This window comes from Acinetobacter sp. A2, from assembly GCF_048537555.1.
In the GTDB taxonomy this organism is placed as follows: domain Bacteria; phylum Pseudomonadota; class Gammaproteobacteria; order Pseudomonadales; family Moraxellaceae; genus Acinetobacter.
This window is the reverse complement of record NZ_CP183239.1, coordinates 1195454-1208317: the sequence shown is the minus strand read 5'-3', so window position 1 is coordinate 1208317 and position 12864 is coordinate 1195454. Positions and strand designations below refer to the sequence as shown.

Sequence of the window (12864 nt, the reverse complement as noted above, 5' to 3'; positions counted from 1 at the left end):
AATGCAGAGGTGTATCATGTATTTGAAAGAACAATTGATTCGTGTAGAAAACATCAAAACCATTCACGCACTTGCACAGGCAGATATTGATCCTAAAGTTATTGCCCTTTTTATGTGCAGTGAAGGTATTGACATGCAAGCCCATGAAGTCACAGCCATTACAAATACCTACGATGCTTTGGGTACACGTAAAATTCCATCTAAAAAAGTCAAAGCGCTGATTGCAGCCAAAGCCTTAGGCGAGCAAGATGAAAGCCTACCTTGCCCTGTTTAAATTTCTTAGCTTTGCCTAATCACCTACTCACCTTTCTCCTCTATAAAAAATACGGCTAAAAAGCCGTAATTTTTATGCATTAGAAAGGCAAAGACAAGCAGCAACTTTCGTGTAGCAAGCGATGTATAATGAAGTATATTCTATACAATGAGTGTACACATCATAATGCTACAAATTCTTCAAAAACAATTAGATGAAAGCACACTATGCCCTTTGTGTCAGGCATCTATGTATTGGATTGAAGCAGAACAGTATGATCAGGAACTACATTTCCATGAATGTAGCCATTGTGAACACCGCATTTATCAAAATAGCCAGCAAAACTGCCATTGCCCGAGTTGTACCCAACAGCGCAAAAAAATCATGGCAGAAACCCGCTTACAGGAACAGCAAAAGTTTAAAAAGCAGGATGTGCCTGAGCGTGAATTAAACCAATTACGTTTTATTGATAAATTATTTTTACTCAGTATTTTAGATCAGCATGCACAAGAACATATACCGCATGAAGAATTTATAGATTGGGAAAAAATTAAGTATTTGAATATTACACCTAACTATTTTTTTCAGCACGGCATGATCAAACACTTGCTGAAAGAACAAATTCTGATTGCTAAAGATTTTGCCGAAAATGCACAACAATATTACATTAATGTCCGATTAGATGGATATTCAGAACCCAGTTTGTTCAGTATCGCCCAGCAACTCCGCAACTGGTTTTATGAAAACCTAAGCATGGGCACACCGTTTAAAACGGCAGATGAAGTTAAAGATGCGCTGTACTTATTATTGTATCAAGAAATTGTGCAGTTCATGCAGTTTTATTGTCGGACTTGGGGCATACAAATTGCGGGAAACCATAGTTTTCAAACTTTTTGCTACCGCTTACTAGACGTTCTTGCGGTTGGACAAATTTATTACTTAATCCAAACTGCACTGGAATATTTGTACCAACAAAAAGCACTTAAACCGCGCAACGAAAACTTTATTAATACCAACTTGCTAAAAAAAACCTTACAGCAGTATCGTGAACGTGCAGTAAATGAAAAATGGGAAACCTCGACACTGCCACGTCCACCTAATTTACCGTTCAGTTATATGAGCGAAATTTTGTTCTTCCGATTTTTAGGATATGACGAGCGAATTTTCTTCCAACCCGTTTGGCGTTCATGGAAAAAAATTGAAGCGCGACTTAAATTTTATTCACTCAAACGCTGCATGCATTGTGGTTCTGATGAACTGACAGTCGATTATGACGCAGAAAATTACGTGTCATTATTTTGTCGTAACTGTAAACACCAAGACCATTACTTTACGCAATAAGTTGCAGCTATAAACGAGAAAGAAATGTCATCATGTGATGTCAGATTACTGCATGGCATTGAATGTTGTGTTTGTTTATAGATGCTGTTCCTTAAAATGTAGTCAAACATAGTAAAGGACTAATTCGCACTCTGTTAATGTCTTGTTGCCAAGCGTGTAACTAGAGCCTGAGTCGGTCAGTTCCGACTTGTAGCGGTCAGTCCGTTCTTGCAATATACGCTTTACAGTTTTGTAAGGCGTATAACGACTTATCTCATTGTCGTTTAATCTTGCAAGCACGTTTCTCGCAGCATTCCAATCAGCTTGCACAACTTCCCCATTGAAACGGTGAAAACGATCTCCCTTACGTGTACCTATTAAAAGGCCATGCAAGAAAGAATCACTTTGCGAAGTATATGCAGAATTGACTAGATGCACCGTAGAACCTCTACGGTGAGATATAGAAGTTAGGGCATTAGCTAACAAACCTTTAGCCCATGTATTTAAGCGTCTATTGGTGTTTTTGCCATAGTTGCGTTTACTTTGAATTGGGGATGTTAAATCTTCCGCAACAATCACTTTGGCTTTATCAACCAACTTGTGAGTTGCTGTAAATATTAATGTTTTGAGCTTTGCTTTTTGAGTATCTTGTCGCTTATCTAGTTTTTTTCGACCTAGATTATTTAACTCAATTTTCTGTTTCTTGTGTGGTTTGGCTTTAGCAATCGCTCTGAGCTTGTTTCTGTGCTTGTACTTTTGATTTAAATAATCTGATTCACTTGAGATCAGCTTGCCTAGACCACTCCCATATACATCGCCATCAGAGTCCACAAAAGCTTCTGAGTACCCTTTATCAACACCTACTGTTTCCTGACCACAATCTTGTGTTTCAACTGCATCATAGGTTGAATGAACTTCAATATTGCCATTTTTTAGAATAATTCTTAATGTGCCTTGCGGTGCAAAATCAACAGTCGTATTTAATGGGATTTTAATGGTTTGTCGAGGGATTAGGCTTGGTACTTTAAGCCAACATTGACCATTTAACTCAAAGGTTTTACACATATCCGCACGAACAATAATTTGATTATGTGTGTGATTAACACCATGCTTAAAGTGATTACGCATTTGACGATGGAGGAAATTATCTGTTGTCCATTCATCTTTTTTTAGCAGCGTATAGAGTCTTTTACGTTCATTGTCGCAAGTCGTACGTTTGCGAATAGCTTGTTTGACCTTTTCCTTGGCAGCTTCACGATAGGCTTTAATATCACCCATACAGTCACGCAGGGTTTCTTTCCACGCATTTGCAGATACACCGAAGTTGCGACCTTCTTTCATCCACGCATCACGAATAGCCCTGTCACTGATATTTAAGCCTGCAACAGCACCATATTTAGCCCAAACTTCACTGCGAACACGACCAAGTAAAACAGCTTGTTTTTCAAGTTGCTTATACTTTTCTCGATTCAAGTTTTTACAGTGATGAATGCGTGTTAATTTCACAAAGTCATGCCTAGGTTAAGGGATTGGATAATCAATAGATATGGATGCTAATATACCAAGACACTCACCTAAAATACAAAAGATAATCATTTAAATCTCTAATAAATACCCACCTTGCCACTACTGAATCGACATAGACAAAATGAGCACTTATGCAAATATTTGTCTATATTTTTAGTTATAGTTAATTACTCTTTTACTTTAGATGCTACACCAGTTGAGCAATATGCAAACCTTCAAATTTTATATTTTCTAGCAATTAACTAACTTTACGATTTAGCGCTAAATTCATAGCCGTTTCTGATAATGTGCGACTGTCTAACTTACAAATGCACATAATCCCCCAACCATCAAAATAGTCAGGTGCATGTTGTAAAAAGAAATTGCAGTGCACATCTTGATGCGCTCTTAAGCTCTCCAATTGCGCTACATTTCGCATTGGAGACGTAGTTTCATGCACATAAACACCATTGCAGCGTTTTTGCACTTCTGGATAACGCGCCGCCATAATCTTTAAGATTTCACAGTATTCTTTAGGTGTACTTTTCCCCACCCTTGGGAAAAAATTTTGTGAACGTGAGGCAAATAAAGAATATATTTTAGGCTGATTAATCGTAATGACGAACCATAAAGGAATAAATGGATGTTTAAAACGTCTATTCAACATCGCTTTAACCGCACTTTGAATAGTGAGATTTTGCTTTTGGTATTCTGGCAAAAAACCTGCACGTGAATTCACGACATGCATAGTTTGGTTATTACACTGAATCTGAAGAATAGGAATGACGTTTTGCCCAACTAACTCTCCCTTACAGTGATAATGAATAATCGTTACTGCAATCGCATCTGGCGCATAAACGAATGCTTTGAATTCATCTAAGCTAGAATTAGGGAAAATGATTTGGTCAAATTGATATATTTTTTCAAAAAAATAGTGCTGTTGCTGCGTTGAAAGCGCTTTAAAATCAAAAACTGTTTCAATTATATTCATGTGAACATCTCAGTTTTATATTTTGGCGTCTGAAATCTTAAAAGCTGCGTACAGATGAGAAGTTAACTAAAAATTTCAAAAAACATACAATTTCTTATTTTATTATAGTAAGTTACTAAAAAATAAACAATTTTTTAAAAAATTAAAAATAAATGTTTAATTTAATTGATTTTTTTACCAAAAATTATATTTATTCTTTAATTATATATCAAAATTTATATATTTTGTGAGGTACATCTCATTATTTTAAGATGAGTGGTAATTTTACAAAAAAAAATAAGGGCTGAATCATCAGCCCTTACCTTACTTATTGCTCAACACTCAAGCAAATCATAAATTTGCTCTTGTGTTAAAGCAAAGCTTATTCAGCTTTGCTTTTTCTGACTTAGGTCAACTGAGCAGCAGCAATTTTTTTAGTGTCTACATTCGAAGCAGCGTCTGTGTAGCTTTCCATCTTGTCAAAGTTCAAGTACTTGTAGATGTCAGCAGACATGCTGTCGATTTGAGAAGCGTACTGTTGGTATTCTTCTGGTGTTGGTAACTTACCAAGTACCGCAGCAACAGATGCAAGCTCAGCAGAAGCTAAGTATACGTTTGCACCTTGACCTAAACGGTTCGGGAAGTTACGTGTAGAAGTTGATACGACAGTTGTGTTCGGCGCTACACGTGCTTGGTTACCCATACACAATGAACAACCTGGCATTTCTGTACGTGCACCAGCTTTACCATAAGTGTTGTAGAAGCCTTCTTCCATCAATTGACGCTCATCCATACGAGTTGGAGGCGCTAACCATAGACGAGTAGATAAAGAACCACCAGGAACTTTGTCTAATAACTTACCAGCAGCACGGAAGTGACCGATGTTTGTCATACAAGAACCGATGAATACTTCATCAATTTTGTCGCCTTGAACGTCAGAAAGAAGTTTTGCATCATCTGGATCGTTCGGGCAGCAAAGGATAGGTTCTTTGATGTCTGCAAGGTCAATTTCATACACTTTCGTGTATTCAGCGTCAGCATCAGCTTTAAGAAGTGATGGGTTCGCTAACCATTTTTCCATGTTCTCAACACGACGAGCCATAGTACGCGCATCGCCATAACCTTCAGAAATCATCCACTTAAGCATAGTGATGTTTGAACGAAGGTATTCAGCAACTTTCTCTTCAGAAAGTGTGATAGAACAACCAGCAGCTGAACGTTCAGCAGAAGCATCAGATAATTCAAATGCTTGCTCAACAGTCAAGTCAGTTTCCATTTCTGTTAAGTCGATTTCTAAGATACGACCAGAGAAGATGTTTTTCTTACCTTTCTTCTCTACAGTTAAGTCACCTTCTTTAATTGCGTAGTAAGGAATCGCATGTACAAGGTCACGAAGCGTGATACCAGGCTGCATTTTACCTTTGAACTTCACAAGTACAGACTCAGGCATGTCAAGTGGCATAACACCAGTTGCTGCAGCAAACGCTACAAGACCAGAACCCGCTGGGAATGAAATACCAATTGGGAAACGAGTATGCGAGTCACCACCAGTACCTACTGTATCTGGAAGAAGCATACGGTTTAACCAAGAGTGGATAATACCGTCACCTGGACGTAAAGAAACACCACCACGGTTCATGATGAAGTCAGGAAGCGAGTGTTGCATTTGTACGTCAACTGGTTTTGGATACGCAGCTGTGTGACAGAAAGATTGCATAACGAGGTCTGCAGAGAAACCTAAGCATGCTAAGTCTTTTAATTCGTCACGCGTCATCGGACCTGTTGTATCTTGAGAACCAACAGTTGTCATCTTAGGTTCGCAGTAAGTACCTGGACGAACACCTTGACCTTCTGGAAGACCACAAGCGCGACCTACCATTTTTTGAGCTTGAGTGAAGCCTTTACCTGTGTTTTCAGGTTGTACTGGCGTACGGAACAATGTAGATGGTGTAAGACCTAAAGCTTCACGCGCTTTAGCAGTCAAACCACGACCAACGATCAAGTTAATACGACCACCAGCACGTACTTCGTCTAGAAGCACTGGAGTTTTAAGTTCAGATTCAGCGATTTGCGCGCCGTCTTTGAACGCTGTTACTTTAGCAGCAGCATGGTCGATCTTAAGAGTGATTTCATCACCCATGTTCATGTTAGAAACGTCGATTTCTACAGGTAAAGCACCCGCATCTTCCATTGTGTTAAAGAAGATTGGCGCGATTTTACCGCCTAAGCAGTAGCCGCCATCTTTTTTGTTTGGAATGTGCGCAATTTCGTCACCGAAGAACCAAAGTACAGAGTTAGTTGCAGACTTACGAGAAGAACCTGTACCTACAACGTCACCCACGTAAGCAACTTGGTTGCCTTTCGCGATTAAGTCTTTGATTTGGTTTAATGGACCAACTTCACCAGGAACTTCTGGGTTGATACCATCACGTACGTTTTTCAACATTGCATTTGCGTGCAATGGAATGTCTGGACGGCTCCATGCGTCTTGTGCAGGTGACAAGTCGTCAGTGTTAGTTTCGCCAGTTACTTTGAAAACTGTAAGTTTGATTTCTTCAGGTACATCTTTACGGCTAGTGAACCATTCAGCATCAGCCCAAGATTGTAAAACTGCTTTCGCGTTTTCGTTACCTGCTTTTGCTTTGTCTGCTACGTCATGGAACGCATCAAATACAAGCAAAGTGTTTTTCAATGCATCAGCAGCTAAGCCAGATAATTCTGCATTGTCTAAAAGCTCAACTAAAGGTGCTACGTTGTAACCACCAAGCATAGTACCTAGTAAGTAAACAGCACGCTCTTTAGACACGAGTGGAGAGGTTGCTTCACCTTTTGCTACAGCAGCTAAGAAAGCAGCTTTAACGTATGCCGCTTGGTCAACACCTGCTGGTACGCGGTTTTCAAGCAAATCAACTAAATAAGCTTCTTCGCCTGCTGGTGGATTTTTTAATAATTCAACTAATGCAGCTGTTTGCACATCATCAAGTGGCTTCGGTGGGACTCCGAGTGCGGCACGTTCTTCAACGTGTTGGCGGTAAGCTTCTAGCACGGTGTTATTCCTCTTTTTTAAAAAATTATTTGCGAATTCCTGCTTTTGCAAAGCATCACAAATAATATGGACTGCAAAATTTTACTAAACTTCCAGTTAAAAGTTAATGCAACTAAAGTGTTTCTTTGTGATGCCCATTATTTTATAACTAAATGATGCGCATATTGTTCAATTTACAGGCAAAACATGACTTAATTTTGACTTAAACTGCATTCACTTTAACTTTTGCCTAAAGTTTAACTCGTAAAAAAGGCAACCCAATGTTGCCTTCTATCTAAAATGAAAGATATTCCACCTTAGTGTACTGTAGTAGCTTGAAGATAGTGCTGTAATTGTTCACGGCTACCTTCAAACTTGAGCTGAATTTCATCTTCATGCAGCATACAATGCGCTGCACTAGCAAATGAAATCTGTACTTGATAAATCTTTGCGGGCTCATCTATTTGCTGACGTAAAAAAACCCGATCACCTAAACTTAAAACATAGTGACTACCACCAACAATGGCGACACCCTGTTCATCTTCTAAGAGCAAATCTGCATTATGCAGGTAAGCAACCACTTCCATTTCCATTATGCGCTCCTACTGTTTTTGTTATAAATTCATTATTCAGTAAAAAGATAAGTATTGCTAGTTTTAAGATTAAGAACTTGTCACAATTTATTTGTGGGAAATTTTAATGGCCTGACAACGAATACTAGACACTGTTTAGGCTATTTAAGTTTTGAAATTACTGTTGGTAGAATAATAAATATTCATAAAAAAACCGTTCTTTTAGAACGGTTTGTAATCTGGCATTTTATCATGCGGTGTAGCAATACATTTTTCAGTAAACTGAGCACGGATTTTTTCACGTGCGGCATCTGCATCGCCCTTAATTTCATCTATTGGCAAAGCATAAATTTGCTCAATAATCTCTAAAATAAAAGTACGGGTCGTATCATCTTCAATTTTGTTGGCATGCTCAATAGCTCGTTCTTTTTCAATTGCATTTTGACGATCTAGCATAATGGTACGTGCTGCATTTCCAACACTTCTGCAGTAACCTTGCCATTGCTCTTCTGGGGTTAGAGGTTTTTTTTCTGCACAGCCCATTAATGCAAGCACGGCAGTAACAACCAAAATCTTTTTCATTCACGCTCTCCTATTAGGCTTATGATAATCAATGTTCAACAAAATAAGAAATTTCATTGAAAAAATGCGCTCATGTAGAGCGCATTTTTTATCTGACTTAGCTGCGGTTAGAAACGCCAATTATAAAAAATATCCACCGCACGTTCTAAAGCCTGACTGGCTTCCAAATACAAGCGCTTATTCATTTGATAACGCAAGGTCAGTTTATTCACTGGGGTAAATACGCCCACACCATAACGAATAAATAAGTCTGGAGTAATGTAACCCGTCACACTAACTTGCGTGTCATCCCCCGTACCTTGGGCATCAAGCGCTAAACCACTTAAACCGAATGTACGTCCAATTTGGTTGGTCAAGGCACGTGTGCCACCCAAGCCCATACTGATCCCTGCTGCTGCAATGGTATTGTTTACATCCGACTTAAAGCTTTCAGTTTGACTCAGACCGCTAGTACCTTCATTGATACGTCCTGTAATCAAAGCATTTAATGCTTCCTGTTCAGATAAACCCGCATCGTTATAAACCTGAATATTTGGGCTGCTGGCTGTACCTGTAACCCTAAAGCCCACCATACTGCCTTGTACGTTTTTATTGGCATCCATATCTAGAGTTGGGTTTGAAATCGGGCCATTAAAACGTGCAATCGCACGGTTTAAGTCCAGACTCTGTCCGTATGCTTCAATTTTTACACGCTGACTAACACCAATTGCACCATTGGCACGCATGGCAGTTTCCAAACCACGTTGAGAAAGATACAAACGTCCAATAAGTGGAATACGGCTGTCAAAACCTTGGAAAATCACTTGATCACCCAAGTTTAGCTCTAAATCTGCTCGGATATCCCATGGACGTGCTGAACGTAGTAATGCGAGCTGATCTTGACCTTCATGTACTACACGTACATCAGAAGACACATTCACCACGGGTGCAGAAACTTCAGGCATAGAAATTAACGCACGTGGTACATCTACTTTCCCTTTTAAACTCAGTTTTTTCTGGAACGGTAAAACATCCAAAGAGACATCAGGCGTAATCATTGCAGTAATTAACGGCGCCTGACGTATTAATAAATCTTTACCATTTAAATTTAACTGAATTCGAGGATCATTTTTCCAATCCACACTACCTGTTAAACGTCCTACACCACCACCGCTATTAAATGCACCATTAATAGAGGCTTGATCTTGCCGAATTGATGAGTACAGCTGCACATTGGTCAAATTCACAGGTAAGGAAATCATGCTAATTGCGCCATCTTTCAGTCGCATTTCACCAGTGACCAAAGGTGAGGTTAAAGTGCCATTGACCTTACCAGCAAAAGATAGAGTGCCCGCCATGGAACGCACATCGGCAATAAACGGTTTAAAGACTTTTAGTTGCACTTGATCGAAGGCGATTTCACCACGCATTGGCATATTTTTGCTGTAAGGATCTATCACCACATTGGCATAACCTGCACCAATTTCAGGCGTTTTGACATCCATGCGTAACTGTAAACCATCGGCAATGCTTTTCGCCACCAAAGCGACTTGTTCATAGCGTAAAGTAGAGCCAATATCTTGCGGGTCATCTGCTGCAATACCTATCACACCATTACGTGTAATCAGATGCGCATCAATTTTAGGTTTCTGCCCTTTGGCCCAAGCTGCTTTGGCATGACCATTGACCTTACCTGTAATGGCAAGACCTTCAGGCATAAAGGCAGCAAAATCGTTTAAGTCTAGGTTTTGTGTCACAAACGATGCATTGGCTTTGGTTTTACTGACTCGAATCGGCTGATCAAAACACAACTGACTTTGTTGGCTCATCCAGCAATGTGCACCCACATACAGCTCACTGTTTTTATGCTGATAAATTACCGCTGCATTTTGACGCTGCGCCAAATGGGTTCTTAATGAGTCAAAATCACCTTTCTGGATTTGTCCAATCCAATCGTTTTGCGCATTCAAGCCACCTGCGAGTTGCACATAAAACTTACTCAGTTTATTTTCTGCTTCAAGTTTTAATACATGTGCCTGACGTGTGCCTGCCAGCGCAATTTGACCTTGTTCAATGCCACGATTGCCACTGCGGAGATGTTCCAGCGATGCGGTCATCAATGTTGCGGTATTTTCAGACGTTGGCAATTCACCCTGTATGCGCAATTTGCGTACACTGAAAATATTATTAAAACTGAACTGATCAACCGCTAAATTGGCGGTTGCTTTCAAACGTGGTTGCGACTGCACATTTAAATAACCATAGGCACGCCCACGTAAGCCCGAATATACTTCGTATAAGGCGGGTGCATTGACTTTAATGCGTAGGTTTTGTGCATTGCCAGTGGCTTGTAGCTGGTTTTTGGCATAAGACAGATACAAATTATTGGCTTCAAACTGTTGTGGCAAGAAACCTTTTTGATTGGAATCAATCACCATCGCCAAATTACCTGTACCACGTACAGGTTTATTATTCAGCATACCAGCTAAATTTAGACGCTCAATGTTAATACGCTTCTGCTTTTCTGACCAAATGCCTTGTGTGCGGATGTTTCCTGATAATTCACCACGTACACTCGATACAAAATAATGTGGTTTAAAACGAATTAAAGAAGCATTTAAATTCCAGCCCATCCCATTGTTCAGATGTAATAAACCATCTGCCACAATTTGCCCCGCGACTCCGTTATGACGTAAATCACTAATTTTGATCAGCTCAGGTGTGCCCGAAACTTTCAGCTTTAAACTGCCTTGACTGCCCTGAATTGCGCTGGCATTTAGGTCACCATCATAATTCACCGCAAAACTTTTAAAACCACCGCCTGCTTTGGCATCATGGAACAGTAAAGCAATCGTGCTTTGCCCTGTTAAATGTACACTTTCATTTTGGTTGGCCAGTCGCCCAGTTAAATTCACACCATTTAAATGAATAATTTGCTGATTCGGCAATGCAAAACCATTAGCTTTTAACTGCCCATTCAGCACATTTACTGGTGCTGCCGCTACCACAGTTTGTGGATTAAAATCTTTGGCTGCCAACACCGCATTCCATTTCAACTGACGTTTGTCAGAAGGTAAATCAATTACGGCGCTGCCTGCCAAGTGACTATTGCCCGTATCTAGCTTAAAGTTTGGAATATTTAAACGGTTGTTTTTAAGGTTTAATTTGGCTTGATACATACCTGCAGGCAAAGCCGTCTGCTCATGCGCACTGACTTTGGTCGCCACAAAAATATCTTGCTGTCCCTCAACCAATGCTAACTGTACATCCCCCGATTCACTTTTTAGCCAACCCACATAAGGCACTGCACGGTCAATATTATTCCAGCGCACATCCAACAACATTGGATTGACCGCTTTGTCCTGTGCTGGGTTTTGATCTAATTTTAAGTTCCATGTTTCAAATCGGTCAAAATCAACTTGTGCAGTTAAATGCATCCCTTTTTCCAAATGGCCTTTAGAAGTCAAATTGGCATCAAGGCTTGGCGGTAAAAAGTCTTTGACTACTTGTGGAATTAGGGGGTCTTTCGGATTAATTTTGTCCAAACGCCCAGTTAAGTCCCAACTCACTCGATCTTTCCAGCTCACTACACCTGCAACATTGGCAGCACCTTGCATAAGTTGTGCATTTAAATTACTAATGTTGAGCTGATTCACCAAGTCGGTGTACATCAAGCCTGTATATTGCCCTTGTGGAATATTCTTTCCACTTAAATCGGTCGCAATATCAATATCCAGACGTTTAATACCCCCTTTAAATTTGGCTGCACCTGCTTGGGTAAACAACTGCTGTTCCGTCAAAATAGGCCAGTGATATTGTTTAAATTGTAGTTCACCAAACATCGGCACTTGCTTGCGCATTGGATGTAACACGACCCAACCTGTTAATAAATCAGGCGTATTGGTTGCCACACCAGCTTGAATGGTATCTAAAGTGCCTTTCGCCACGACTTTAATGTCATGGATATTCAGACTATTGTGCAAGGATGGCAGATTTAGATCACCCGTCACGTTTAGTGGATATTTGCCCTCAAACTTCATATCGCCTGTTGCATTACGCACATTCAAATAGCCCATGTCCATGTGCGAGTCTTCAAATTTGAGCTCTGTGCCTGACCATAAAGCGTTATTTAAATGAATGTCGTAAAAATCGACCTGAGTGCCAGAAGCCGTTTGAATTAATAAATGATCGACATCTGCAGTGTCTAAGCGCAGTACAAATGGCAGACGAATTTCATTGAATTTGAATGGATCGTCACTCGGTGGGCCTTTAGGATAAATTCGCAGATTACGCACGTCGGTACGATTTAAATGAATTTCTTTATCTAAAATAGCACGCCAACCAAGAACGACATCGGCACGGTCAATTTTGACATCTACAGGTTTTAAGCTGACGATGATATTGCGCAGAATAATACCGCGCCATAAATTACCACCTTCATATTCATAATGAATAATTTCCTGACGTTGCAAGACACTATCAAGTAAAAACTTAGAACCACGGTCTGTTGAGAACATCACCACCAAAGCAGATACCAATAGAATCAGCATAAACAGTAGTGACAGTAAAACACTCCTGAGTATTCGACGCTTTTTGGGCAGCATCTCTGGGGTTTCTGGTTGCTGTTCAACTTCAGCCATAATGATCTCTAAGTCTT

Annotated in this window: 8 protein-coding genes; 2 read left to right on the top strand and 6 right to left on the bottom strand. The window is 39.9% G+C overall.

Annotation, left to right across the window (positions count from 1 at the left end; all coding sequences use genetic code 11):
* Window positions 1–16 precede the first annotated feature (16 nt).
* Together ACNS8M_RS05625 and ACNS8M_RS05620 are read left to right on the top strand one after the other, a co-directional pair.
* On the top strand, window positions 17–274 hold the full coding sequence (locus ACNS8M_RS05625) for a hypothetical protein (RefSeq protein WP_168417441.1): 258 nt from the start codon (window positions 17–19) through the stop codon (window positions 272–274).
* Window positions 275–436: 162 nt separating this feature from the next.
* Complete coding sequence (locus ACNS8M_RS05620; RefSeq protein ID WP_171525559.1) at window positions 437–1594, top strand: hypothetical protein; 1158 nt, start codon at window positions 437–439, stop codon at window positions 1592–1594.
* Between the two features lie 102 nt (window positions 1595–1696).
* Here the strand turns inward: ACNS8M_RS05620 and ACNS8M_RS05615 are convergent, their stop codons facing one another.
* The 6 genes from ACNS8M_RS05615 to ACNS8M_RS05590 all read right to left on the bottom strand — a co-directional run bounded on the left by ACNS8M_RS05615 (window position 1697) and on the right by ACNS8M_RS05590 (window position 12847).
* Complete coding sequence (locus ACNS8M_RS05615) at window positions 1697–3079, bottom strand: IS200/IS605 family accessory protein TnpB-related protein (RefSeq protein WP_419225258.1); 1383 nt, start codon at window positions 3077–3079, stop codon at window positions 1697–1699.
* 259 nt (window positions 3080–3338) lie between these two features.
* Window positions 3339–4070, bottom strand: a complete 732-nt coding sequence (locus ACNS8M_RS05610) for a hypothetical protein (RefSeq protein ID WP_168417442.1) — start codon at window positions 4068–4070, stop codon at window positions 3339–3341.
* A 385-nt stretch (window positions 4071–4455) separates the two neighbouring features.
* Window positions 4456–7095 (bottom strand): bifunctional aconitate hydratase 2/2-methylisocitrate dehydratase, encoded by a 2640-nt coding sequence (locus ACNS8M_RS05605; RefSeq protein WP_419225257.1) that lies wholly within the window; start codon window positions 7093–7095, stop codon window positions 4456–4458.
* A gap of 296 nt (window positions 7096–7391) precedes the next feature.
* Window positions 7392–7661 carry a hypothetical protein gene (locus ACNS8M_RS05600; protein ID WP_168417444.1) on the bottom strand — a complete coding sequence of 90 codons (270 nt, stop codon included), beginning with the start codon at window positions 7659–7661 and terminating at the stop codon, window positions 7392–7394.
* 207 nt (window positions 7662–7868) lie between these two features.
* Window positions 7869–8228 carry a hypothetical protein gene (locus tag ACNS8M_RS05595; RefSeq protein WP_168417445.1) on the bottom strand — a complete coding sequence of 120 codons (360 nt, stop codon included), beginning with the start codon at window positions 8226–8228 and terminating at the stop codon, window positions 7869–7871.
* A gap of 107 nt (window positions 8229–8335) precedes the next feature.
* Window positions 8336–12847 carry a translocation/assembly module TamB domain-containing protein gene (locus tag ACNS8M_RS05590; RefSeq protein ID WP_419225256.1) on the bottom strand — a complete coding sequence of 1504 codons (4512 nt, stop codon included), beginning with the start codon at window positions 12845–12847 and terminating at the stop codon, window positions 8336–8338.
* Between the last annotated feature and the right edge of the window lie 17 nt (window positions 12848–12864).